We start from the raw sequence: 25,379 nt of genomic DNA, 5'->3' as shown, positions 1-25,379 counted from the left end.
ACTGGCACCCATGACTTCGGGAGGAGCGGGGGACGGATCCGGCGCCGCAGATGCGCCGATCGGGCAGAAGAGGCGGCTCAAGCAGTCGTTCGTCTACCGTCGTCACCACTTCACACCGACCGGTATCCTCGACTATCTGTTCTTCCTCTTCGGCGGGGCGGCTTCGACCTGGCTGGCGCTGCTGATCCTGCTCAAGGGCTTCAGCCTCGGGTGGTGGCAGGTGCTGACCCTGCTCGTGTTCTGGGGCGTCGTGTCCTACCTCGCGTTGCCCAGGCTGCACCGCATCCTCTCGCAGATCTACGTGCCGAACTACTTCATCGGCCGCACCCGCACCTCCGACGGCTTGCTCGGAGACCCGGTCAACCTCGCCTGGCGCGGTGAGGAAGCGCAGATCCATCACGCGATGAGAGCGGCCGGATGGATCCTCGCCGACAGCATCACGCCCGCGTCGACCTGGGAGATCATCCGCTCGACGGTGACGAAGCGCAGCTACCCGCAGGCGCCGGTGTCACCGCTGCTGCTGTTCGGCCGGCGACAGGACTTCGCCTACCAGCAGGAGGTCGACGGCGACCCGGGCCAGCGGCATCACGTGCGCTTCTGGAAGTGCCCGAGCGGCTGGCTCATGCCCGGCGGACACCAGGCCGACTGGCTGGCCGCAGGCACCTACGACAAAGCCGTCGGGATCTCACTGTTCACCCTGCAGTTCACACACAAGATCGAAGAGAACACCGACGTCGAACGCGACCATATCGTCAGCACCGTCACGGCCGTCGACGATTCGATCACCGTGGATCGGATCAAGGACTTCTCCACCGGCTACCATTCCCGCAACGGGGGTGGGGATGCGATCATCACCGACGGACACCTGCCGATCGTCGATGTTGCCGAGGTCGTCGCCGATGAGGATGACTACCCCGAACGCTTGGAACTCGCGCTCGACGCCACCCAGATCTACTCCGAATCGCGGTCGGTGGCCGAAGTGACGAAGACCCTGTGGCGGCGGCGACCGCTGCAGACCGTCGTCGGCGCGGCCCTCGTCCTCGTGCTGCTGATCTTCCAGGCCTGGGACGTGATCGGCACGCTTCTGGACTGGAACGGACTGCGCTCGGAGGTCACCGACTACAGTTCCGACATCGCGGCGCTGAGCGACGACACGGCCACCCGCATCGCGGCGGGAGTGCTCATCGGGGTCAGCCTCCTCATCGGCTGCCTGCAGGTGATCGCCTCGGCGCGGGTCTTCCGCGGCAGCAACCGCGCGAGACTGTGGATCCTCACCCTCTCGACGATCTCGGTGATCGTGTCGATGACGAACTACTTCACCGGCGACCGCGACCTGGCGACGAACATGTATGCGCTGACGACGATCGCGATGCAGGTCGCCGTGCTGCTGTCGCTGTCGAGCGATTCTTCCCGGATGTTCACCCGGTTCAGCACCGCTGCACTTCGCGCGGAACGCCAGGACCGAGCCCTCGAGGACTGACAGAAGCGCCGAGGCGGTCAGGCGGTGCGCGCGTGGTGCCGCCCCCGGGTGGTGAGGGGCGGCGGCCGGCGCGTCGGGTCTGTGTATGCTGACTATGTCTGATCCACGCCGACGCAGAGCCCGCCGCCAGACTCGTGATCACAGGGCCCGGGAGCATACGAGAAGGTAGAGACGCATGACCGAACAGACCTCCGACCCCTCCGTCTTCGACTCGATCGACCCCGCTCTCAAGGTCGTCAGCGCAGAGATCGACATCGACGCTTCCGCCGAGGTGGTCTTCGAGCTCATCGCCGACCCTGCCCGGCAGCCCGAATGGGACGGCAACGAGAACCTCGGATCCGCAGTTGCCGATCAGCGTGTGCACGGAGTCGGCGACTCCTTCGTCGCGACGCTGACCAAGGGCGTCGACCGGGAGAATCACGTCGTCGACTTCGACGAGGGCCGCCTCATTGCGTGGAAGCCCTCTGAGGTCGGGGGAGAACCCTTCGGACAGAAATGGATCTGGGAAATCGAACCGGCAGGCCAGGACTCCTGCCTCGTTCGCCACACCTATGACTGGACGGAGCTGCGTGACCCGCAGCGCCTACCGCGAGCGCAATCGACGACGGCAGCGAACCTGTTGGCGTCGCTCAAGCGGCTCAAGGCGCTCGCCGAAAGCTGAGCCACCTCAGGTTCACTTCGGCCAGGCATTGGCCAGGCGCGTGAGCAGCTCGGCCAGCAGGGCACGCTCATCGGCGGTGAACTCGCTGAGTGCCTGATCGACACTGTCACGCTGGGCGCCTCGGAATCGATTGACGATCGCCCGCCCCTTGTCGGTGAGGGCGATGAGGGTGCGCCGGGCATCCTCGGGGTCTGCTTCCCTCTGCAGCAGCCCGAGCTCGACTCCTTGAGAGACGAGCCGGGACGCGCGCGGTTGGTCGACGCCGATCGCCTCACCGAGAGCGCTGACCCCGAGCGCTGTGCCCGCCTGCACCAGGGCGATGAGCAGCTGCCACTGGGCGCGGCCGCCGAAGTGGCCCTTGAACTTCTCGCGCCAATCGAATCCAGGATCGCCGTGCCCGTCGCGGCGGCCGGGACCATGTTCCGTCCGGCTTCTGCCTTCTGCGCCGTGCCGCCCGCCGAAGGGGAACTCACCGTGTGACGGATCGGCGAAACCGCCTCGCCCGCCGAACCCCCGCGGAGGCCCGAAGCCACGTGGACCGCCGGGGCCGCGCCGCCACTGCAGGCGCGTCAGCGCCTCCGCGATCGTCTGGATGTCATCGTCTGAGCTCATAACCGCATTTTACATGTTACTTGACATGCTCCTGTAATGCATGTCATTCTGCATATACATGTCAGATAACAACTAAAGGAGATGACATGAATACCTACGACAACTTCAGCAATGACAATGACGACGTCGAACGCTCCGCGTCGAATGTGAACGAGAACGTCGACTCGAACTCCAGCGCCGACGCTGTCGACCAGTCAGAGTCCACGAACGACGGATCGAACGACGCGCAGGGCGATCCGACCGCCGGCGACGATGAGACCACGATCGACTCGGCCGCGGATGACGTGACCGACGGGACCGTGCTCGACGAAACGGGCGATGACACCGACGGTGATGAGGCCGGTGCCGGCGATTCGACGGCACGCGACGATTCCGACGTCGACCTTCCGCAGCTGCTCCGCCAGGTCAGCCGCGTGATGCGTCGCGAATTCCGCGCCGCAGCGAAGGACAGCGGTTTCGACCCGCGTGACTTCGGTCGGATGCGGCGGGGGCGCCGAGACTGGGACGACGAGGAGATGGTCGCCGACGGCGCCCCCGGCCCGGAGGAGCCGGTCAGCTACGGGCCGCCCCGCGGTCGCCGCGGCTGGGGACCGAACGGAGACGTCAACCCCGAGGAGCTGCGCCGCCGGATGCGCGACCTGCGCGACAACGTCGGCGACAAAGTCGAAGACGTGCTGTCCTCCGAGGAGTTCGAGGACCTCAAGGCTTCGCTGTCGAAGATCGTCGACGCCTTCGGGGCTGATCGATGCGGAGACGACTCTCGCTGGGGCGAGCATCGCCGAGGCGGCCGTGGTGCACGCGGCGACCACGAGTCTCGGGGCGGCTGGGATGATCGCGACGACCACCCTGATCACGAGAGCGGTCCCCGCGGACACCATCACGGCGATGCCGAGCATGACGGTCCGCACGGCGGCCCCGGTCGCGGAGGCCCCGGTCGCGGAGGCCCCGGGCATGGCGATCGACGCGGAGGAGGTCGCGGTCGACGCGGCTTCGGGCCCGGGTTCGGTCCCGGTTTCGGCGGCGGTTTCGGTCCCGGACGCCGAGGATTCGACCCCTTCGGTTGGGCCGAGGACCGGCGCGACCGGGAACGCGATCACGACCGCGAAGTCCAGGACGCCTTCGAACGCGGCTTCGCAGCCGGCTTCGAACAGGGCCGAAACTCCTGAGTCACCCGCGGAGGTGAATCACCCTCGCGCAAGCACCGATGAGAGATCATCGAGCACCGTGCGATCCTCGATCGTCGACGGCACTGCCGGATTGTCGGCGCCGTCGGCGATCTCGCGCATGGTCTTGCGCAGGATCTTGCCCGACCGGGTCTTCGGCAGTCCCGCTACGACGTCGACCTGTCTGAACGCGGCGACGGGGCCGATCTCTTTGCGCACCAGCGCCACGAGTTCGTCGGTGACGGTCGCGGGATCGGCCGCCTCGGCGGAGTCGCCGAGCACGACGAGGGCACGTGGGATCTGACCTTTGACGTCGTCATGGACGCCGATGACAGCCGCCTCGGCGACGGCGGGATGGGAGGCGACCACGGCCTCGATGATCCCTGTGGACAGGCGGTGCCCGGCGACGTTGATGACGTCGTCGGTGCGTCCCATGACGTAGACGTAGCCGTCCTCGTCCAGATAGCCCGAATCGCCGGTGAGGTAGTAGCCGTCGAAGGCGGCGAGATATGAGGAGATGAACCGGGAGTCGTCGCCCCACACGGTGGCCATCGTGCCCGGGGGCAGCGGCAGCTTCATGACGATGAGCCCCTCCTCACCGGCCTTGACGGGTGTTCCGCCGGGTTCGAGGACCTCGATCTGATAGCCGGGCACCGGCTTCGTCGGTGACCCCGCCTTGAGCGGGAATCGGGTCAGGCCCAGCGGATTCGCCGCGATCGGCCAACCAGTCTCCGTCTGCCACCAATTGTCGACGACGGGGATGTCACGTCCGGTCGCCTCGGCGAGGGTCTTCGTCGTCCATTCGTACGTATCCGGGTCGAGTCGCTCACCGGCGAGGAACTCCGCGCGCAGGCTCGAGAGGTCGTACTTCTTCATCAGTTCGCCGTTCGGATCCTCCTTGCGCACCACACGCATGGCCGTCGGCGCAGTGAAGTGGACGTTGACACCGTGCTGCTCGATGGCGCGGAAGAAGGCGCCCGCGTCGGGAGTGCCCACGGGTTTGCCCTCGTAGAGCACAGAGGTGACGCCGGCCAGCAGCGGTGCGTAGACGATGTAGGTGTGCCCGACGACCCAGCCGACGTCGGAGGCGGTGAACATGGTGTCGCCCGGGTGGAGGCCGAAGATCGCCGGCATCGAGAATGCGCCGGCCACGGCGTAGCCGCCGGAATCGCGGACGATGCCCTTCGGTTTGCCGGTGGTGCCGGAAGTGTAGAGGACGTACAGCTCATCGGTGGCCTTGACGGTCACCGGGGCGATGCCCTCCGGAGTTTGGGCGAGGATTTCGGCGTAGTCGACATCGGCCTCGCCGAGTTCGCAGCGGTGCTCGTCGCGTTGGACGATGACGGTGAAGTCGGGTCTGTTCTCGGCGATCTCGATGGCTTCGTTGAGCATCGGCTTGTATTCGAGGACGCGATTCTTCTCGACCCCGCAGGAGGTCGAGATGATGGCTTTCGGGGCGGTGTCGTCGATGCGCACGGCCAGCTCGTTCGGGGCGAAGCCGCCGAAGACGACTGAGTGGATCGCGCCGAGGCGGGCGCAGGCGAGCATGGCCACGGCCGCCTCGGGGATCATCGGCATGTAGATGACGACGCGGTCGCCCTTGGTCACGCCCCTCTCCGACAGGGCGCGGGCGAAGCGGGAGACCTCGTCGAGGAGTTCGGCGTACGTGATCGAGCGGACCGTGTCGGTGACCGGCGAGTCGTAGATGAGTGCGGTCTGGTCGCCGCGTCCGTTCTCGACATGTCGGTCGAGCGCGTTGTAGCAGACGTTGAGTTCGCCGTCGGGGTACCAGCGGTAGATCGGGGCGTTCGAGTCGTCGACGGCGCGGGTCGGTTCCTTCACCCAGTCGATGAGGGTTGCGGCCTGGTCGAGCCAGAAGCCCTCGGGGTCCGAATCGATGCGTGTGACGACGTCGTCGTAGCTGGGTGCGGTGGTGTCGGGTTTCGTGTCCATGATCCCATTGTGACGCACGGCACAGCGCGGCGCCGAGGTGGGTCAGGCGATCGCGGCCGACCGGAGCCCGATGTTCGACGCCTCGAGCAGGCAGTCGACGAACCCTTCGACGAGGGCGGGCGGCTGTGTGGTCGGCCCGGTGACGGCGAACAGTCGAGTGACGGGTGAAGCGGCGAGCGGCACCGCGACGATGGACGGTGGCAGCAGGTGCCGAATCGATTCGGGGAGGATGCTCGTGCCGACTCCGGCCGCCACGAATCCCAGAGCGGTTTCCTGGTGGATGACCTGCTCGACCACGGTCACCTCGGTGCTGTGCTCGCCCAGGGCCATCGACACACGATCGACGAACCCGGGCATGAGATCCCGGGAATAGGCGATCATCGGCACGCGGCTGATCTGACGGGCCGTCACCTCCGCCTGCTGCGCCAATCGGTGCCCCTTGGGCAGGCAGGCGACCAGCCGCTCGTCATAGACGGGCACGGACGACAGCCGGCCACGGCCGTCGGGGGCCCGAGCCTCGGAAGCCAGCGTGGAGATGTCATCGCGGACGATCCCCACGTCGAGTTGACCGGCAGACAGCCGATCGAGCTGCTCACCGGAGGCCAAGGGCACGAGATCGAGGGTGACCCGAGGGCGGCTCTGTCGAAACATCGTGACGACCTCGGGAAGGAACGTATATCCGGCCGAGCTGACGAATCCCACGGTGAGCCGACCAGCCCTGCCGTCGGAGAAGTCGCGCAGCTCCTCCACCGCATGATCGAGGTCACCGAGGAGGCGCGAGGCGTTGTCGAGGAACCGGGAACCCGCCGGAGTGAGAGAGACGCTGCGGGTGCTGCGGTCGAAGAGCTTGACCCCGAGCTCGCGTTCGAGCTTGCCCACATGGAGGCTCAGCGGCGGCTGCGACATATGCAGCTTCTCTGCGGCGCGGCCGAAGTGCAGCTCGTCTGCGACGGCGATGAAGTACCGCAGCTGTCGAAGTTCCATGGGGCTACGATAGCCAGTCGCTGTGGAGCGGAGATTTCTCTGTTGTTTCCGCAATATTTCGGGCGTTCTGCCTGGTCAGATTGAGAGCGATTCGCTCACAGTCGGCCCTGAAAATGTATTGGACGCCGGTCTGCTGCCCGGGGTTGTCTGGAAAAGGACCGACCCCCACCGCAAGGAGCAGCCATGAGCGCAGACACCATGATCCCCACCGCCGACACCGCCCCGACGACCGCACCGACCGGCACCACGATCGACATGCTCTACCTCGACGAACCGCAGATGATCGTCGCCGGCGTCAAGGACATGGAATCCTGCATGGAGGTGATGGAGGAGGTCCTCATCCTCGTCGCCGAGGGCGACTACCGGATGGCCGGGAACTCCGCGAACTCACACGGCGCCCAGATCTCCTTCCCCGCCACCAGCCCGTTCCCCACGATGCCGCTCGACGCCTCCGACCGCCGGTTCATGGCCATGGCCGCCTACCTCGGCGGACGCTTCGACACCGCCGGAGTGAAATGGTACGGATCGAACGTCGACAACCGTGACAAGGGCCTGCCGCGCTCCATCCACCTCATCGTGCTCAACGACAAGGAGACCGGCGCCCCTTTCGCGATCATGTCGGGCAACCTCGAAAGCGCGTACCGCACCGCAGCCGTGCCCGGAGCCGCTGCGAAGAAGCTGGCCCCCGTCGATGCCGCGCGATTGGGCATCATCGGTCCCGGGGCGATGAATAAGTCGGCCCTGCACGCGATGACCCTCGCCCGCCCGAGTCTCTCCGAGATCGTCATCCACGGCCGCCGCCACAGCACCTCGGAGTCCTTCGCCGACTACGTCCGCGCGAACTATCCGCAGTTCACGACGATCGAGATCAGCGACAGTGTCGAAGGTGCGGTGCGCGACTGCGACATCGTCTCCGAGGCCGTCACCGGGCTCGTCGGATCGGAGAACTACCCCTACATCGACGGCGACTGGATCAAACCGGGCGCCTTCCTCAGCCTGCCTGCGAACCTGCGGATGGATAAGGACTACACGCTCTCGGGCCGGGCCCGACTGCTCGTCGACGCGAAGAAGATCTATGAGGCCTGGTCCGAGGAGTACCCTGCCCCATCCCATGAGACCGCCTTCGGGATGATCGGACTCTACTGGCAGGACCTCATCGACGACGGCGCACTCGACGAGAGCCGCGTCGTCAACATCGGCGACGTCTTCTCCGGCAAGGCCCCGGGACGCGAATTCGATGACCAGCCCATCCTCTTCAGCGTCGGCGGCATGGGTGTCGAAGACGTCGCCTGGGGAAAGACGGTCTACGAGAACGCCGTGAAAGCGGGTCTCGGCACTGCGCTCAACCTATGGAAGACTCCCGACCTCGCGTGACCTCGTACCGCGGGCAATCACGCCCGCACGTCGTGCACCTCATCGTTCGCGCCCCAACCGGGGCACTGAAGATCGGATAGCAGTGACAACAGAAACATCGCAGATCGTCGTCATCGGGGCGGGCCTCTCGGGTGCGGCAGCCGCCTGGAGGCTCGCCGAGGCCGGCGCCGAGGTGCTCGTCCTCGAACGCGACCGGCCCGCTTCGGAGCTGGGCAGTTCGCACGGTTCGGCCCGCATCTTCCGCTACGCCTACCCGTCTCGGGCGCTGACCCGACTGGTCGCCGAGTCGCGCAGCGGGTGGACGGGACTCGAGGCCCGATGCGGCAGGAAGCTCATCACACCCAGCGGCGCCCTCGATTTCGGGGCCGTCCGCGATCCGCACGGCTTGGCCAGGGTGCTCGAGGCGGAGGGGATCGACTGCGAACTCCTCGACCGTCAGGCCGCAGCGGAGCGGTGGCCGCAGCTGGACTTCGACACCGATGTGCTCTGGCACCCGGACGCCGGTGTCATCGATGCTGAGGCGGCCGTGGCCGCGATGCTCGAGAGTGCGGTAACGGCCGGCGCTCGCATCCTGTCGAACTGGGAGGTCGCCCGAGTCCACCGAGGCGGCTCTGCCACAGGCTCCGGCTACACCGTGACCGCGTTCGACGGCCGCAGCGTCGAATGTGAGCAGGTGGTCGTGGCCGCCGGACCGTTCCTGCCGGCGCTGCTCGAAGGTCTCGACATGCCCGCCGACTTCCGGGCTCGGATGCCTCAGTTCCAGGTCCGTCAGGAAACGGCGTTCCACTTCCCCTACCGCGATCCGCGCGACCTCGGGCAGGCGGAGCCTGGGCGACCGACGTCCTGGCCGACGTTCATCTACAAGGGTCCGCAGATGCAGGTCTACGGGCTGCCCGGGGGACGGGACGCCGACTACCGCGGACAGAAGGTCGCGGAGTACAACGGCGGACGCGTCATCCACTCAGGCTACGAACAGGACGGAATCATCGACCCGGACCATCGTCGCCGAGTCACCGGATTCGTCGAGCGGACGCTGCCGGGACTCGCGCCAGAGGCCTACGCGGAGACGACCTGCCTGTTCACGAACGTGCCCGACGACGACATGATCATCGATCGCGCCGAGGGGATCACCGTCGTCTCGCCCTGCTCGGGGCAGGGAGCCAAGTTCGCGCCGCTGCTCGGTGACCTCGTCGTCGACCTCGTCCTGCGCTCCGAACGTCCGCACCGTCAGTTCCGAGCTACCGGGCAGCGCTTCGACGGAGGAGAGTCCTCGGACACGGCGGCTCCCGCTGTCGCGACGGCGACCGAACTCCTCGACGAGATCTCTGAGATCGGCGTCGACGAAGAGCGAGGAGGATACACCCGCCCGGTGTTCTCCCACGCCGAGCTCGAACTGCGCCGGTGGTTCATCGACGCCGCCCTCGCCCGCGGTCTCGACACGACGACGGACGAGAACGGTGTGATCTGGGCCTGGTGCGAGGAGCGGGCCGCGGTCCCGACCGGCGGCAAGGGAAGCAATGCCGCCGGACCGGATGTGGTCGACGGAGACCGCGAGCTGCCGCCGCAGGCGATCGTCACCGGTTCGCACCTCGATTCGGTTCCCGGCGGAGGAGGCTTCGATGGTCCGCTGGGAGTCGCCAGTGCGCTCGCGGCCTTCGACGACCTCCGCTCGCGAGGTGTGCTTCCGGCTGCCCGCCCCTTCGCCATCACTGTCTTCCCCGAGGAGGAGGGATCGCGTTTCGGCGTTGCCTGCCTCGGATCACGTCTGATGACCGGTCAGGTCTCGGCCGAGACCGTGCGTGATCTGTGCGATGACGCGGGCCGGTCCTACGCCGAGGTGGCGGCCGCGGCTGGGTTCGATCCTTCCCGGATCGGACCGACCCCCGACCGGCTCGACCAGATCGGCGCCTTCGTCGAACTCCACGTCGAACAGGGCAAGGGGCTGGTCGACCTCGGTCAGCCGGTGGCGCTGGCCGGTGCGATCCTCGCCCACGGACGGTGGCACATCCGGATCGCCGGGTCCCCTGACCATGCGGGCACCACGACGATGCAGGGCCGACACGACCCGATGGTCGTCGCCTCGCAGATCATCACGCAGCTGCGCGCCGAGGTGCTCGGGTACGAGGACGCCCGCGGCACCGTCGGTCGTCTCCAGGTCACGCCCGGTGGGACGAACGTCATCGCCGCGACGGTTGACCTATGGCTCGACGTGCGCCATCGAGACGAGGCAGTAGTGCGGAGCATCGTCGCGAAGATCGCCGCGGCGCTCACTGCGCTCGCCGCGGACGAGGGATGCTCGGCCACGCTCGTCGAGGAATCGTTCGCTCCCGAAGTCGACTTCGACGAGGGGCTGCGGACTCGCCTGCAGACCGTGCTGCCCGATGCTCCCGTCCTCGACTCCGGGGCGGGCCACGATGCCGCGGCGCTCGCCGAGGCCGTTCCGGCGGCGATGCTCTTCGTCCGCAACCCGACCGGCACCTCGCACGCACCGACGGAGACAGTAGCCCCCGAGGACGTTCTGGCGGGGCAGCACGCCCTCGCCGACGTCCTCGAAGAGCTCCTCGTCGGCTGATCGACCGCGACGGACCTCCTCTCACCCTCTACCAACCACCGACGAAGGACAACACGATGGACATCACCTCACAGGTCAACACCGGCTGGATGCTCACCGCCACGGTCGCTGTGACCTTCATGCTCCCGGGCCTCGCGCTCTACTACGGCGGGCTGTCGCGCACGAAGAACATCCTCAACACCGTCATGGTCGTCTTCGGCGGATTCGCCGTCACCGCCGTGCTGTGGGTGCTCTACGGCTATGGCCTGACACTGGGCGACTCGGCCGGTGGAGCCGGCATCATCGGCAACCCGTCGGGACTCTTCGGCCTGACGTCCCTGATGGGTGCGCCGACACCGGAGGGCGCCGTGCCGGCGATCCTCATCGCCGTCTTCCAACTCGTCTTCGCCGGACTCACCGTCGGCATCATCGGCGGTGCGGTCGAGGGGCGGATGAAGTTCTCTGCCTGGCTGATCTTCTCCGGACTGTGGGCCACCCTGGTCTACTTCCCGGTCGCCCACTGGGTGTTCGCCTTCGATTCCGACGACGGATCGACGGTCGGCGGATGGATCGCCAATCGCGTCGGCGCGCTCGACTTCGCGGGCGGCACCGCTGTGCACATGAACGCCGGTGTCGCCGCGCTGGTGCTCGCCGTCTTCCTCGGCAGACGGCGTGACTTCCCCGCTGTGGGGCGACCGGGGAACCTTCCCATCGCCATCCTCGGCGGTGGTCTGCTCATGGTCGGGTGGTACGGGTTCAACGGCGGCTCCTCGGGAGGAATCGATGAGAGTGCCGGTGTCGCGCTGACGAACACGCTCATCGCCGCCTGTTCGGGGCTGCTGGGATGGCTGATCGTCGAACGTCTTCGCCGCGGCTCTGCCACCTCCCTCGGCGCGATCTCCGGAGTCCTCGGCGGACTGGTGGGAATCACACCTGCCGCGAACTCCGTGTCGCCGGTCGGTGCGGTCGTCATCGGTCTCGTCGCCGGAATGATCGCCTTCTTCACGCTCGGGCTCAAGGAGCGCTTCGGCTACGACGACGCCCTCGACGCCGTGGCCATCCACATGTTCCCCGGCATCTTCGGCACCCTCGCGATCGCCGTCCTCGCCGACCCCTCGTCACCGGCCGGGGCCGCCGGCCTCCTCTACGGTGGTGGGCTCGGACTCCTGGGCGCTCAGGTCCTCGCCGTGGCAGCGGTCTTCGTCTACACTTTCGCCGTCACCGCGCTCATCGCCTGGGTGCTCAAGACGACGATCGGTCTGCGGGCGTCCGAGACGCAGGAGAGAGCGGGCCTCGACACGAGCATCCACGCCGAGACCGCCTATGAGGTCGACGACATCCGCTCCTGACGCCACCACCGCAAGATGTCTTCGGCGCCAAGGCCGGAGACGCATGATCTCCGAGAAGGGAACTACGACATGAAGCTCATCACCGCCGTCCTCCAGCCCAGCGCGCTCGCCCCGGTCAAAGCGGCGCTCGCCGAGGCGGGAATCACCGGAATGACCGTCTATGAGGCCAAAGGCCACGGGGCGCAGGCGGGAAAGGTCGAGGTCTATCGTTCGCAGAAGATCCTCGTCGAGTTCCTGCCGAAGATCTCGATCGAGGTCATCGTCACCGACGCAACGCTCGATGCCGCGCTTACGGCGATCAGCGAAGGCGCCCATACCGGCCAGATCGGTGATGGGAAGATCTGGGTCTCAGAGGTCTCCCGTGTCATCCGTGTCCGTACGGGAGAGACCGACGAAGACGCCGTCTGAGATGCCTGCCTCGGTGAAAGATTCGGGGTCTTCCCCGGCAAGCGAGGGCGGACAAGGCACAATGGGGATATGAGATTCCTGGTTGCACTGATCCTCGGCTTCGGCGTCCTGTTCGGACTCAACGTATTCGTGGACTTCTTCTCGATGGACCAGCCCTGGATGTCGATCTTCATGGGACTGACAGTCGGCGTCACGATGCTCATCGTCCTCCTCGTCTGGGAGGCCGTCCGCCCGACCCAGCCCAAGGGGGAGTCGGCGAAGGCCAAGGCGAAGGCTCAGAAGAGCGAAGAGGAACGTGCTCAGGCACGTGCCGAACGACGCGCACGTCTGGCTGCAGAGGCGGGGGTGAGCCTCGAGGGAATCGACGGTGCCCTGCCCGGTTCGTCGGCGAAGCCCGGTGACACGGCCGGTTCGGGCGAGGCTGCGGGCTCAGGTGAGGACGGCACGGCTGCTTCAGACAACGAGGACAGGACAGCTGCCTCCGTTGACGAGGCTGCGACCCGGAGCCAGGATGGTTCCGACGAGACGACAGCGATCGGTGTCCGGCCCGGCGACGGTGACGGCGACGCGGCCTCTTCCGGCGATGAGTCGGCCGAGGCGACCGACGCATCCGACAACACTGGTTCGTCACTGGAAGCCGGAAGCGGAGAGGACTCGAACTCCTCGGACGACCTTGAGTCTTCTGCAGGGGCGACGTCGACGGTCGACTCCGCCGAGACAGAGACCTCTGATTTCGACGGTGCCGCGGAACCGGTCGGCGAAACCGCTGTCGATACCGAATCACCCAGGCGTGCCCGAGGCAGGCACAGTGCCGACCCGGACGGTTCGGCTGCGCCGACTTCCGAGGCAGGAGAGCAGTCAGAAGACACGGCTCCGGAGTCGGAATCGGCAGTCGACAGCGATGAGAAGTCGTCCATCGAGAGTTCAGGAGACGACGACGCAGACTCGCCGCGTCCTGCCCCGGCGATGCCGCAAGCGGAGTCGTCCGAGAAGTCCGACCTGCCGGCGCCCCCGCCGATGCCGCCGGCATTCCCCGCCCGACCTGACACCGCCCCGCACGCGGCTGCCGCCGACAGCGAATCTGCCGCGCCGAAGGCTGATCCCACTCCCGCGGCACCGCCGATGCCCGACGCGGCACCATCGGTGAAGGCCGAGGATCCGACCACGCCGACGACACCCCCTGCCGAGGACACCACCGCGCAGCCCTCAGAGGGCGCCGCTCCGGAGACCGCCGGGATCAGCGCCGACAAGGCCGCTGAAGCAGAGTCCGGCGAGACGGATGCGGAGAAGACCGAGGTTCCCCCGACCGCAGACGAGGACACACCCACGCTCGATCCGGAGGACTTCGACGAGTCAGCCGGCGGCTCCTCGCTCGAGAACCCACCGGCCGGCGAACCGGGGATGTCGGCCGGTGCCCTCGCCGGAACCGAACCGGAGTCCGACGACTCGGGCGATGACGAAGCCGATGAGACCGAAGACGACGAACAGGCCACCCGCAGAGGGCCCTCGGCGGAGGAGAACAACCAGTACCGCCTCTGATCGGGCGGCCCCGCCGGCCAGAGCCGATTACGCGTAGTGCGCGGCGAGGATCTCCATGCCCTCTTCGATGCTGACTCGAGGAGTCCAGCCCAGCACCTCCTGCGTGCGCCGCTGGTCGAACCAGTGCGCGGTCGACAGCTGCTCGGCGAGGAACCTCGTCAGCGGAGGCTCATCATCATGCTCACCGAGCGCCCACACCTTCTCGACCACGGATCCGGCCGCCAGCGCCGGAGCCACGGGAATGCGCAGCTTCGGCTCCCCGGCACCACCGGCGATCGCGATGCGTGACATCAGCTCGCCGATCGCCCGTGGCTGACCGTTCGTCACCACGAGTGACTCGCCGTGAGTGGTGTCGACAGCGGAGACCGCAGCGACGATCGCCTCGACGGCATTGTCGACGAAGAGAGTGTCGACGAGCGCCGCACCCGAACCGAGCACCGGCATCCGCCCGGCCCGCGCACGGTCGATGATCCTTTCGGTCAGCTGCGTGTCCCCGGGACCCCACATGAGGTGCGGCCGGAGGACGAGCACACGGAAATCCGGGGAATCGGCGCCCAGGGCGATGCGCTCACCGGCGCCCTTCGTCCGCGCATACTCGCCGCGGGCGAACTCGGGAGTCGCCGCCTCGGCGCCGTCGCCGATGATCGAATCGCCCGTATGCGCCACCGACGGTGAGGAGATGTGCACCAGACGGGGCACGCCGGCGGTCCGCGCCGCGTCGACGAGGGTGCGGGTGCCGCCGATGTTCACGGCCTCGAACTCCTTGGGATCACCCATCATGGACACCTTCGCGGCCAAGTGCACGACCGCCTCGGCGCCGGTGACGGCATGCTCGACCGATTTCGCATCGGTCACCGACCCCAGCACATCCGCAGCCCCGTCGACTCCGGAGGGACGGCGCTGCAGGGTCGTGACCTCATGACCTGACGTGACGAGAGCGCGGGCGACGGATGAACCGAGCAGCCCGGAGGCTCCGGTGACGGTGATTCTCATTTCATCCTCTGATCCTTCCGCGCACCGGACCGCCGGCCAGGACACGGTCGGCCCAGGCCGCCAGTCGGGACCGGTCGATCTTCGAATTATGGCGGATGTCGGTGGGGAATTCCGGGGCCACGAGCACGGCGGCGAGATCGTGACCGCCGACCCCTGCGATCTGCTCCCGCAGTCGGGCGGTCAGGTCGAGCGGCGCGACGCCGGGTGAGAGCGCGGTGCCCTCGGCATCGAGCACGACGACGAGCGCCTGCGTGCCGACCGGACCGATGCCGACGACGGCGCTGCGGCTGACCTGTGCGTCGGTGTCGACGAGCGCCTCGAGGCCGCCCGGTCCGACCGGTCCCCGGGCAGTCGTGACGACGTGCTGCAGGCGACCCTCGAGCCACACCCGACCTGCGTCGTCGATGTGGCCGATGTCGTTCGTCCGATGCCAGGTCAGACCGTGCATGCCATCGCGAGCCGAATCCGCTGTGGTGCGCCAGAGATTGTCGTAGCCGGACTTGATGTGCGCGGCACTGACGACGAACTCGCCGAGGCGGCCCCGCGAGGCCTCTCCCTGCAGCAGCTCTTCGGCGGAGTTCCCGGCATCATCGATCGGTGCCAGCGCGAGCTCGACGCCGTCGATGGGCCGACCCACGCACACGCCGAGCCCACCGGTCGCGTCCGCCTCGGCCACTCCTGCTCGGTCGATGTCGGTGAGCAGGAGTCCCTCGGTCATGCCGTAGGGGGAGTGGATGGATGCGTTCGGGAACACCTCGGCGATGGCGTCCATGAGCTCCAGCGGCACGGGTGCGCCAGCGGAGAGTACGAGTTCGACCCGTGCACACGCGGCACGCTGTTGCGCATCGAGTTGCCCTGCGGTCGCGGCGACGTTCCGGTACGCGGCGGGGGAGGCGAAGACCATCGTCGCCCGACCGGCGATGATCGCATCGGCGATCGCGCTCGCCGTAAGCGTCTTCGGCTTCGTCACGGACATGTCCGGCGTCACCGAGGTGGCCCCGATAGCCGGTCCCAACAGTGCGAAGGGCGGGAACCCGGCGACCAGCCCGGTGCCCTCACGGACGTCGAAGACCCTGGTCAGCACCGCTGCCAGCGCGGAGATGTTCGCATGCGTGTAGCGCACACCCTTCGCCGGGCCCGTCGAGCCGGAGGTGAACAGGATCGCCGCATCGTCGCCGGCGGCCGGTGCCGGCAGTTCGGCTCGGTGCTCGGTGCGGGAGAGCGCGGTCAGGCTCGTCTCTGCCTTGAACAGGCGGGAGCGGACGGGGCCGAGCGGGGTGACGGAGATCCGCCTGCCGGGCCAGCCGAAGGCACGGGCCAAGGTGAGTCCGGGCAGCTCGCCGATGATCCACTGCGGGTCCGCCGAGGTGATCGCCCGCGTCATCCCCTTCGGGCCGAGGCCGGCATCGGCGACGACGGCGACCGCGCCGATCTTCAGGCACGCGTAGAGCGCGGCGGTGAGATTGTTGCCGGGCGGGACGAGCATCGACACCCGGTCACCCGGCTTGACGCCGAGGCCGAGCAGGCCGTTCGCGATCGAGGTCGTCACGTGCCACAGGTGGCGCCAGCTGATCTGCTGTGCGGGGTTCTGCGCGAAGTCGACCGAGGCGATCGCCTCGTCGTCGCGGCGCGCATCGAGGATCGCGGTGACCGCACGAGCGGGCGCGGCGGTGGCTGCGGGGTCGTCGTCGGCGCCCGTTGTCGATTCCTTCGCCGAGGCTGCTGCGGCCGTGCCGAACTGTGCGTCCAGCCAGTCGAGGACGAGGCCGGGGACGGCGTGGTCTTCGCTGACGAGGTGGGAGGCGGTTTCGAACCGGTGCAGATCGGCCTGCGGCAGGCGGGAGCGCAGATCCCGCAGATAGCGTTCGAGGAAGACCGGATCCTTCGGCCCCCAGACGAGCAGCGCAGGCTTGTCGAAGGCGGCGATGTCCTTACCGATGCGCTGCAGTTCGGGGTCCGAAGGATGGTTCGCATCGACGGGGATGTCGGCGACGAAATTGCCGATCGCCCACCGGTCGGCCGCACTCCGGTACGGGGCGCTGAACGCGGACTTGGTCTCGGCGGACAGATCGCCGAGGCTCATCGTCACCCTGAGGAACCAGTCGGTGAGCACGGTGGCCGTCGGCAGCATGGGTCCCGCGAGCGTGGCGCGCAGAGGTGCCGGGATCGGGGTGTCCTCGGGCTGGTGGACGGCGGTGTTGAGGCTGATCGCCGCGGAGACGATGTCGCTGTTGCGCGCGGCCCAACCGAGCGAGAGCACACCGCCCCAATCGTGACCGATCGTCACGATCGGGTGGGCGGCGGATCCGCTGCCGGCCACCTCGGCGATCAGCGTCGTGACGACGGCGTCGAAATCATTGAGACGATCAGCGATCCGGCGCACCTCGTCGGATTTCGGGGTCGGCATCGCCTCGTGGGCGAACCGTTCGGAGAAGCCCATCTCGAGCTGGTCGGGGGCGATGAGCCGCCAGACGCGGCCACCGGCACGGGCGGTCTCGACGGTAGCGCGGGCGAGCCTGCGCCACAGATACGACCAGGTCGGATTGCCGTGGAGGGCGAGGATCGTGCCCTCGGGTTCGAGGCCGGCCGCACGCAGAACGGGCAGGGTGTCGAGGACGTGGAACTCGTGTGTCCCATCCGGAGTCGCGGCCTCGACGATCCGGGACCAGGAGGGGTCCCACTCGGGCAGCTGCGGGGGAATCTGAGCCGGCCGTGCAGGGAACTTCATGAAATCTCTACCACTCGATCTCGGTCATGGCGGTGTTGAGGCCGGACCCGACGCCCATGCACAGGATGCGGTCGCCGGGCTGCAGGTTGTCGGCCTCGCGGGCAAGGGTGATGGGCAGGGAGGCCGGGCCGACGTTGCCCAGTTCCGGATAGGTCACGGGGATCCGGTCGGGGTCGAGGTTCGCGGCCTTCGTGATCGAATTCGTGTGCACATCGGAGACCTGGTGCATGACATAGCGGTCCATCTCCTGCCAGTCCCAGCCGTCGTTGTGGGCTTCCTCCCACGCGGCGACGACGAGTTCCATGCCCCCAGCGAGCAGGCCCTTGGTGTCGGTGAACATGCCGTTGTGGTCACCGACGCACAGTTCGTGGTGCTGGGTGGCGGCACGGGTGATCCCGCCGAGGATGCGGTGGCCTTCCGGATGTCTGTCGGCCGGTCCGAGGACGGCGGCGGCGGCTCCCGAACCCAGTGTCAGCGAGGCGAATTCGTTGAGGTATTCCTCGCGGGTGATCTCCGGGCGGTTGAGGCGGCGCAGTGTGGCCTCCTGGACCCGGGAGGCGTCTTCGCCGGCGACGACGAGGGCGTATTCGATCTGCCCGGCGTCGATCATGTTCGCGGCCAGAGTCATGCCGTTGACGAAGCCGAGACAGGCGTTGGCGATGTCGAAGTTCATCGCCTGTGGGCCCAGACCGATGCCGGCGTGGACGCCGACGGCCACCGACGGCTCCAGGTGCTCACGGGTGACCGAGGTGTTGACCATGAGTCCGATGGCCTGGGCCGGGACATCGGCCTCGGCGAGGGCCTTCTTGCCCGCAGTGATCGCGCCCTCGGCGAACTGATGGGGCTGGTCCCAATTGCGGCGAGCGTAGACGCCGGCGACCCGCTGGAGCAGGCCCTGCGGCAGGCTGAGGGTCTTGAGAGTATCGGCGAGGCGTTCGTCGAATTCCTGTGAGGTCACTTCGTTCGGGGCCAGTGTCTCGGTCAGGCCGAGCAGGGCCACGTTCGAGTGCCGAAATGTTGCGTTGCCGTTCGCCAATTGAGGTACTCATCCCTTTTCGGGTCGTTCGTCGGGTCGGTCTGGGCCGCTGAGACGCGCGCGTGGCGCGGCACGACGGGGGAAGTCCGGGTCTATCTTACCGCCCAGTTTCTGAGATGTTCATCAGCGTGTGAACCACGTGAAGGCGTCGTAGAGGGTTCCGGTGGCGGCGAGGACGGCGACGATCGCAAGAACGATCGAGGTCACGGTGTGTGAGACCTTGTTCGTCTGGAAGCGCACGGCACGCGAGTACGACATCGGCCGATCGGTGACGAAATGCCCGAACTGGGCGAAGATCCGCCAGTCCATGACGTCGACGAGGGACTTCGCGGCCAGCGTGAAGACGATGATGCAGCCGATGCCCATGAACAGCAGGAACACGAAGCCGAAGAACCCGAAGTCTTTGAAGAAGGTCACAACGCGGTCGCCGATGGCCAGGGCGAAGGCGGAGAATCCGTCGCTGAAGGGCAGTGCGTCGAAGGAGTCGGTGATCGTGCCGAGGCTGACGTTGTCGCGCTGGGTCTGCACCGAGCCGATGTACATGAAGATCGAGGCCGCCAGGGCGACGATGAGGTTGATGATCGTGATCGTGGCGTTGTCCGGCCAGAAATCCAGGTGCTTCAGCGTGTAGGTCGCCGACAGTGCCACGCAGATGATGGCGCCGGTGAGCGCGCCGATGGTGGCCGGCAGCAGGAGGTTGTTGAAGAAGACGAAGGCGACGACGGCGATGAGCGCGGCACCGAAGATATAGGTGAACACGGCAAAGGTGTCACCGTTCGAGGCGGTCGCGGCTCGGCGGTTCGCTTCGACCATCTGACCGGAGTGCTGGATGTTCGCGGCGAGTTCGGCCTTGGTGGCTCGGGGTTCGTCGGCTTCGTCGTCGCGGGAATTGTCGTAGCCGGTGCCGTAGCCGGAGTTGTTCGGCAGGACGCGGGTTTCGTCCTCGCTGCTGTAGGCACGCGTGGGCTGGTTGTACCCGTTCTGCTGGTACCCGCCCTGCTGGTAGCCGCTTTGGCTGTACCCACCCTGGTTGTAGCCGCCCTGAGTGGTCGGTCTGCTGGATGCCGACCGTGGCTGCCATCGTCCGAGCTTCGCACCGATGATGTAGATGACGAAGACGACGAGTGCTGCGAGGACTCCGATGGAGATGCCGGCGCCGAGCTCGTTCATAGGGGTGACTTCCTGGGATGGACGATGGTGGTCGTTCGTGTAAGTCTATGGACTCTTGCCGTGCGTGGCACGTTCTGTCGCCTGTGCGCGCGGTTCGGAGGCGGTTTACTGGTCGATCCACCGTGGTTTCGGCTGGCGGTGAACGTGGTGGATCGACCAAACAGTTGCCCGGAGTCTTCCAAGCCCGGCAGGTCGAGCGGCGCAGGGTCTCCGCCCTGGCGCCGTTCGCCCTGGCGCTTCCGGCCGCTCGCTTCGTAGCCTCGGCGCCTTCCGGACCCGGCATCTGCGGTTCATGGGTAGGGTGGGAACAGGTCCGCCAGGTCCGCCCACCGACATTCGAAAGAGAAACCCGATGAGCAATGCCCAGGCTTTCACTTCCGAGGCTCTGCCGTTGAATGAGCAGGTCGTCCTCGTCACCGGGGCCGGGCGCGGCCTGGGCGCAGCGATCGCGAAGGCCTTCGCCCCCGAAGGTGCCGCGCTCGTCATCAATTACCGCTATTCCTTCGGAGCCGCAGAGGAACTCGCCGAGGCGGTCCGCGCTCGCGGTGGACGCGCCGTGGCCATCGAGGCCGACGTCTCCGAATCGCGTGAGGTCGACGCGATGTTCGAGGCCGCGGCCGCCGAGTTCGGGTCTCCCGTGTCGACGGTGGTCAACAATGCGCTCGCTGACTTCTCGTTCAACGGCGAGGATCGGCAACCGGCCGATGAGATCGACTATTCGGACTTCGCCGACCAGTTCCAGGGGACGGTCGAGGGAGCGGTCAACACCATCCAGGCTGCGATGCATGGTTTCCGCGAGATCGGTTCCGGTCGCGTCATCAACATCGGGACCAATCTGTTCCAGGATCCCGTCGTGCCGTACCACGACTACACCGCGGCCAAGGCGGCCCTGCTGTCGCTGACCAGGACCTTCGCGAAGGACCTCGGCCCGGTCGGAGTGCGCGTGAACATGGTTTCCGGAGGTCTGCTTCGCACCACCGATGCGTCCTCGGCCACCCCGGAGGAGGTCTTCGACCAGATCGCTGCCGCGAGTGCGCTGCGACGTGTGACCACACCCGAGGAGTTCGCCTCGGCGGTGGTGTTCTTCGCCTCTCCCGCCTCACGTGCGATCACGGGCCAGAACCTCATCGTCGACAACGGCCTCGTCATGAACTGAGCCAACCCCGGCATCAGTGGTGGGCGAGGCCGCCTGTCTGCCCGGAGTCAGTGGCACCCGGCAGCAGCGGCATCAGTTGCCGGCGGCACCCGGCATCAGGGCCGGCCGGAGTCTCAGGCGCGGTCGAGGAAGGCCAGGGCTCGGAATCGGCTGCCTTGGGCCCGGTGCCCGGAGGTGGAAAGCGCTGTCCCGGTCCACTTCCGTTTCGCCGACAATCTGTCACGTCCGCCAGCGTTGTTTCGCTGACCGTACAAGTTACGGTCGACCGCGCGTCTTAGCCTGTTGCCACCCCGCCACCGCACAAGTTAGCGACAACTGCTCGCCGCATAGCTTGGTACAGAGTTGCTAAGGTGCGCGGTGGGTGAAAGGGCCGCGGTTGCACTCGGTCCTCTCAGTGGTCGCGACTGGACAGGGTATCGAGAGCAGCCTTGATCTTTATGAACTCGCGCGGCTGAAAAAGGTCTGCCCATACGAGGTTGAAGACTCGGAAACCTTCGTTAAGGAGTCTCATATGCCGCTCGTGGTTCTTCTTGCTCGCCGCATCGGGGCTGTTGCGACCCATGAAATATTTGCCCACCCCATGGCATTCGACGATCAGCATGTATCTCTCATGGCGGAAGTCGTTGATTCCGATGAAACGACCGTCACTGTCGACAGTCGTGACCTGTGGAACCATCCCAGTGATTCCGAAACGGAAGAATTTGACCGCGCAGATCGACTCGGCCGCCGAGTCATGCCTCTCGTCGGAGAGTTCGATAGCCAGGGCGGCGGATCGACAGCCTCTGCTGGCCGGGGTGAGTGCGTCGAGCAGCTCCGACTTGTCGATCTTCTTGCTGCGGAGCGCCTCTGAGAGGAGGGGAACAGAGAACTCGAGTTCGTAGTCGCGGGCTATGTCTATGAGCGTTCTGACAAGGGACGTGACAGGCAGACCTCCGATGGTGGCGATGTCGTCCGGTGAAACCTTGCGGTCGCGGATATGCAGAGTCGGAGTGCTGCGGCGGGTGTCGGCCCTGAGCATCTCACATTGTTTGACTGGAGTGTAGGGCAGATCGAGTCCGTGCAGGAGTGCTGCGGAGACATGAGAGTAGGCCGCGCCGGGCAGCAGGTCGTCGGCATAGGACCGAATGAGCTTCTTGAGCCTCTCGGACTTGTCTCGCATATCCCCAAAGGTCTTCGGGTAGGACGTGTTCGACGCAGCATGCACCGCATGCAATATCGCGTGAGACTCGGTCGCGCACTCTTCGAGGAGAGTGAACTTACCCCGCCGCACTTTCTCAAGGCAACAATTCAGAGCGGAGCGGATGTCTCTGTCCGCAAACCCGAAGTCGCGAAGCTTGCTGGTGCTGAAGACTGTCACCATGACATAAATGGTGTATTAAAGTTCATTAAAAATCAATATTAAATATCAAATAGCCACAAATGACCATGACGGGCTACTTGAGTGCATGGGCTGGCGGCACACGAGTGTGTGAGACACAGACTGTGCCGTGGGGTACGGGATCGTGGGGCTGAGGCTGTTGAGCGCAGTTGTGGACGAGGTGGGCAGTATCAAGCCGCGAGGGAGAGAGGTGCTTGTTGGGTGGACTGGATAGCGAAGTCTGTACGAGACGGCAGGGATGAGAGCGGCCTCCTGTGGGCAGCATCTGCCGACCGCTCGAGTTAACGACGCTGTATCAAGCTATGCGGCGAGCGGTGGGCGCTAACTTGAGCGGTCGGCGAAGAAGCCGTCGCTAATGTGAGCGGTGGGCGTCAAGCTGAGCGGTCGGTGAAGAAGCCGGCTGTGAAGTGGGCGGTCGGCGAGGTCAGCGGTATCGACAATGGATGAGGGAGGCCGGTGCTCAGCGGGGAGGCCGCCTGTCTGCCCGGCATCAGCGGTCCCCAGCAGCAGCGGCATCAGTCGCCGGCGGCACCCGGCATCAGGGCCGGCCGGAATCTTGGGCGCGGTCGAGGAAGGCCAGGGCTCGCGAGTAGAGAAGGTCGGCGGCCTCCTCGCGGTAGTCCAGCAGTGTGGGGTCGCTGAACAGGTGCGTGCTGCCGGGGTAGAGGAAGTGCTCGGCCTGCGCTCCTGCACGTGTGGCCGATTCCATGAGGGTCTCGATGGTGCCGGGAGTGCGCCATTCGTCATCGACGGCGAAGTTGGCCTGCACCGGAACCTGCTCCTGCCAGCGGGTCGGCTTCGGGAAGCCTCCGCCGTGGAAGAGCAGAACGCCGCGGGCCCGGGTGTCGTTCTTGCCCATCTGCTGGGCGATGGCGGCGCCCAACGAGAGCCCAGCGAACACGAGCTCGTCGCCGAGACCCTCACAGGCGGCACTCACGCGGTCGACCAGTGTCGAGAATCCGACCTCCTGCGCATGACCCACGCCCGCCTCGGCGGTGGTGAAGGTCCGGCCTTCGTAGAAGTCCGGGATATGAACGGTGTGACCGGCCGCGGTGAAGCGTTCGGCGATGCCCTCCATGCCGGGTGTGCGGCCCAGAGCGGAGTGCAGCAGAACGAGGGTGCTCATGAGGATTCCTCTCGACAGGAGCCGTGGACCGGCACGGCTGGAACGCTCAGCGGCTGTGGCCGTGGGGGATGGCGAAGGAGTCCGCGCGGGCCGTCGCCCAGTCATCGGCCCACGCCTGGGGTGCGTCCTTGAGCAGCTGACCGGGTTCCAGCCACTCGTAGAGACGGGCATACGACCACGAATCGGACACCGAGACGTTGCGGCGCAGCATCGTCGGTTCTAGGTCCTCCGGGGCGGCCGCGCCCATGGACGCCATGAGGCGGGCCGCCTCGGCGACGACGGCATCGTGATAGTTCTTCACACGCTCGGACTTGTCGGGCACGTCGATGGCTCGCGCTCGTCGGGGATTCTGCGTGGCCACGCCCACCGGGCACTTTCCCGTGTGGCAGGCCTGGGCCTGGATGCAGCCGACGGCCATCATCATCGCCCGCGCCGAATTCGTGAAGTCCGCGCCCTGGATGAGGCGCTTGACGATGTCGGTGCCGGTGGCGATCTTTCCCGAGGCACCGATTTTGATCTTGGTGCGCAGGCCGGCGCCGACGAGTGCGTTGTGCACGATCATCAGCCCCTGCGTCAGCGGCAGTCCCATGTTGTCCTCGAACTCCAGCGGAGCGGCACCGGTGCCGCCCTCGGAGCCGTCGACGATGATGAAGTCCGGCAGGATCTCGGTCTCGACCATGGCCTTGACGATCGAGAGGAACTCGGTGCGGGAGCCGACGCAGAGCTTGAAGCCTGCGGGTTTGCCTCCCGAGAGTTCGCGCATCGTCCGGATGAACTGGAGCAGCTCGATCGGGGTCGAGAACACGCTGTGACCGGGAGGGCTGATGCACGTCTGACCGACGGGGATGCCGCGGATCTCGGCGATCTCCTCGGTGACCTTGGCTCCGGGGAGGACGCCGCCGATGCCCGGCTTCGCGCCCTGGGAGAGTTTGAGGGAGACCATCTTCACCTGCGGATCCTGCGACTTCTCGGCGAAGACGTCAGGATCGAAGTGGCCGTCGGAGGTGCGGGCGCCGAAGTAGGCGGTGCCGAGCTCCCAGATGAGGTCGCCGCCGAATTCGCGGTGGTAGGGAGAGATCGACCCTTCGCCGGTGTCATGGGCGAACCCGCCCATCGCCGCGCCCTTGTTCAGCGCCCGCACGGCGTTGTTGCTCAGCGAACCGAAGCTCATCGCCGAGACGTTGAGCAGCGAGATGTCATACGGCTGGGTGCATTCGTCGCCGCCGATGCGCACGCGCGGCGGGCGAGGAGAGTTGGCGATCGGCAGATTCGAGTGCATGAGCGCTTCGTAGCCGGGCCGGTCGACGTCGTGTTCAGTGCCGAATGCGTGCTCGGAGTGGGTGCCTTTGGCACGTTCGTAGATCGTGGTGCGGGTGTCGCGGTTGAAGGGACGCCCGTCCCAGTTGCGTTCGATGAAGTACTGCTGGATCTCCGGCCGGATCGACTCCAGCAGGAATCGGGCGTGCCCGGCAATGGGGTAGTTGCGCAGGATCGAATGTCGTTTCTGCGTGAGGTCCCACGCTGCGAGTGCACCGAGCCCGAGCGCCGAGGCGGCCGCCGCCCACCCCGCAAAAGCCTTGCCTGTCGAGTCGCCGCCCGCCATCCGGACGGTAGGGAACTGCCGTTTCATCGTGCCTCCTTGAACTGTCCTGTTTCCGAGACTATCCCCAGGGCGCGGGGATTTCAGGAAAGGCAGACCTGAGAAAGCGTTCAGGACC

19 protein-coding genes are annotated in these 25,379 nt (G+C 66.6%); 9 read left to right on the top strand and 10 right to left on the bottom strand.

What is annotated here, in order from left to right:
• Positions 1-10 precede the first annotated feature (10 nt).
• Together HK401_RS12900 and HK401_RS12895 are read left to right on the top strand one after the other, a co-directional pair.
• Positions 11-1,480, top strand: coding sequence for an LssY C-terminal domain-containing protein (locus HK401_RS12900; protein ID WP_181275071.1), 1,470 nt, complete (start codon positions 11-13; stop codon positions 1,478-1,480).
• A 175-nt stretch (positions 1,481-1,655) separates the two neighbouring features.
• On the top strand, positions 1,656-2,141 hold the full coding sequence (locus tag HK401_RS12895) for an SRPBCC family protein (protein WP_181275070.1): 486 nt from the start codon (positions 1,656-1,658) through the stop codon (positions 2,139-2,141).
• Between the two features lie 12 nt (positions 2,142-2,153).
• On the opposite strand, the gene HK401_RS12890 is transcribed toward HK401_RS12895, so the two are convergent.
• The gene (locus HK401_RS12890) at positions 2,154-2,753 is read right to left on the bottom strand and encodes a MarR family winged helix-turn-helix transcriptional regulator (protein WP_181275069.1); all 600 of its coding nucleotides are present in this window, start codon (positions 2,751-2,753) and stop codon (positions 2,154-2,156) included.
• 86 nt (positions 2,754-2,839) lie between these two features.
• On the opposite strand from HK401_RS12890, the gene HK401_RS12885 reads away from it, so the two are divergent.
• Positions 2,840-3,919: a hypothetical protein gene (locus HK401_RS12885; RefSeq protein WP_181275068.1), complete on the top strand. Its 1,080-nt coding sequence runs from the start codon at positions 2,840-2,842 to the stop codon at positions 3,917-3,919.
• Between the two features lie 18 nt (positions 3,920-3,937).
• On the opposite strand, the gene HK401_RS12880 is transcribed toward HK401_RS12885, so the two are convergent.
• Together HK401_RS12880 and HK401_RS12875 are read right to left on the bottom strand one after the other, a co-directional pair.
• Positions 3,938-5,869, bottom strand: a complete 1,932-nt coding sequence (locus HK401_RS12880) for an acetate--CoA ligase (protein ID WP_181275067.1) — start codon at positions 5,867-5,869, stop codon at positions 3,938-3,940.
• A 42-nt stretch (positions 5,870-5,911) separates the two neighbouring features.
• The gene (locus HK401_RS12875; protein ID WP_181275066.1) at positions 5,912-6,853 is read right to left on the bottom strand and encodes a LysR family transcriptional regulator; all 942 of its coding nucleotides are present in this window, start codon (positions 6,851-6,853) and stop codon (positions 5,912-5,914) included.
• Between the two features lie 183 nt (positions 6,854-7,036).
• Here HK401_RS12875 and HK401_RS12870 point away from each other — a divergent pair, with 183 nt between their 5' ends.
• The 5 genes from HK401_RS12870 to HK401_RS12850 all read left to right on the top strand — a co-directional run bounded on the left by HK401_RS12870 (position 7,037) and on the right by HK401_RS12850 (position 14,074).
• On the top strand, positions 7,037-8,227 hold the full coding sequence (locus tag HK401_RS12870; RefSeq protein WP_258234187.1) for a tyramine oxidase subunit B: 1,191 nt from the start codon (positions 7,037-7,039) through the stop codon (positions 8,225-8,227).
• Positions 8,228-8,309: 82 nt separating this feature from the next.
• Positions 8,310-10,799 carry an allantoate amidohydrolase gene (locus HK401_RS21060; RefSeq protein ID WP_309135985.1) on the top strand — a complete coding sequence of 830 codons (2,490 nt, stop codon included), beginning with the start codon at positions 8,310-8,312 and terminating at the stop codon, positions 10,797-10,799.
• A gap of 56 nt (positions 10,800-10,855) precedes the next feature.
• Complete coding sequence (locus HK401_RS12860; protein WP_181275065.1) at positions 10,856-12,127, top strand: ammonium transporter; 1,272 nt, start codon at positions 10,856-10,858, stop codon at positions 12,125-12,127.
• A 69-nt stretch (positions 12,128-12,196) separates the two neighbouring features.
• Complete coding sequence (locus tag HK401_RS12855) at positions 12,197-12,535, top strand: P-II family nitrogen regulator (protein ID WP_181275064.1); 339 nt, start codon at positions 12,197-12,199, stop codon at positions 12,533-12,535.
• A gap of 69 nt (positions 12,536-12,604) precedes the next feature.
• Positions 12,605-14,074, top strand: a complete 1,470-nt coding sequence (locus HK401_RS12850; protein ID WP_181275063.1) for a hypothetical protein — start codon at positions 12,605-12,607, stop codon at positions 14,072-14,074.
• A gap of 27 nt (positions 14,075-14,101) precedes the next feature.
• Here the strand turns inward: HK401_RS12850 and HK401_RS12845 are convergent, their stop codons facing one another.
• The 4 genes from HK401_RS12845 to HK401_RS12830 form a co-directional block, all read right to left on the bottom strand.
• Positions 14,102-15,067 carry an NAD-dependent epimerase/dehydratase family protein gene (locus HK401_RS12845; RefSeq protein WP_181275062.1) on the bottom strand — a complete coding sequence of 322 codons (966 nt, stop codon included), beginning with the start codon at positions 15,065-15,067 and terminating at the stop codon, positions 14,102-14,104.
• Position 15,068: 1 nt separating this feature from the next.
• Positions 15,069-17,795 (bottom strand): alpha/beta fold hydrolase, encoded by a 2,727-nt coding sequence (locus HK401_RS12840; RefSeq protein ID WP_181275061.1) that lies wholly within the window; start codon positions 17,793-17,795, stop codon positions 15,069-15,071.
• A 7-nt stretch (positions 17,796-17,802) separates the two neighbouring features.
• Positions 17,803-18,831: a 3-oxoacyl-ACP synthase III gene (locus HK401_RS12835; protein WP_181275060.1), complete on the bottom strand. Its 1,029-nt coding sequence runs from the start codon at positions 18,829-18,831 to the stop codon at positions 17,803-17,805.
• A gap of 123 nt (positions 18,832-18,954) precedes the next feature.
• Complete coding sequence (locus HK401_RS12830; RefSeq protein ID WP_181275059.1) at positions 18,955-20,001, bottom strand: hypothetical protein; 1,047 nt, start codon at positions 19,999-20,001, stop codon at positions 18,955-18,957.
• Positions 20,002-20,353: 352 nt separating this feature from the next.
• On the opposite strand from HK401_RS12830, the gene HK401_RS12825 reads away from it, so the two are divergent.
• The gene (locus HK401_RS12825; RefSeq protein WP_181275058.1) at positions 20,354-21,157 is read left to right on the top strand and encodes a 3-oxoacyl-ACP reductase; all 804 of its coding nucleotides are present in this window, start codon (positions 20,354-20,356) and stop codon (positions 21,155-21,157) included.
• Between the two features lie 391 nt (positions 21,158-21,548).
• Here HK401_RS12825 and HK401_RS12820 read toward each other — a convergent pair whose 3' ends face one another.
• The 3 genes from HK401_RS12820 to HK401_RS12810 form a co-directional block, all read right to left on the bottom strand.
• Positions 21,549-22,517 carry a hypothetical protein gene (locus HK401_RS12820; RefSeq protein WP_258234186.1) on the bottom strand — a complete coding sequence of 323 codons (969 nt, stop codon included), beginning with the start codon at positions 22,515-22,517 and terminating at the stop codon, positions 21,549-21,551.
• 556 nt (positions 22,518-23,073) lie between these two features.
• On the bottom strand, positions 23,074-23,661 hold the full coding sequence (locus HK401_RS12815; RefSeq protein WP_181275057.1) for a dienelactone hydrolase family protein: 588 nt from the start codon (positions 23,659-23,661) through the stop codon (positions 23,074-23,076).
• A gap of 46 nt (positions 23,662-23,707) precedes the next feature.
• Positions 23,708-25,291, bottom strand: a complete 1,584-nt coding sequence (locus HK401_RS12810; protein ID WP_181275056.1) for an FMN-binding glutamate synthase family protein — start codon at positions 25,289-25,291, stop codon at positions 23,708-23,710.
• Between the last annotated feature and the right edge of the window lie 88 nt (positions 25,292-25,379).

Source organism: Brevibacterium oceani, from assembly GCF_013623835.1.
Lineage (GTDB): Bacteria > Actinomycetota > Actinomycetes > Actinomycetales > Brevibacteriaceae > Brevibacterium > Brevibacterium oceani.
Note: the sequence above shows the minus strand (reverse complement) of the source record. Positions and strands in the feature narration are given on the sequence as shown.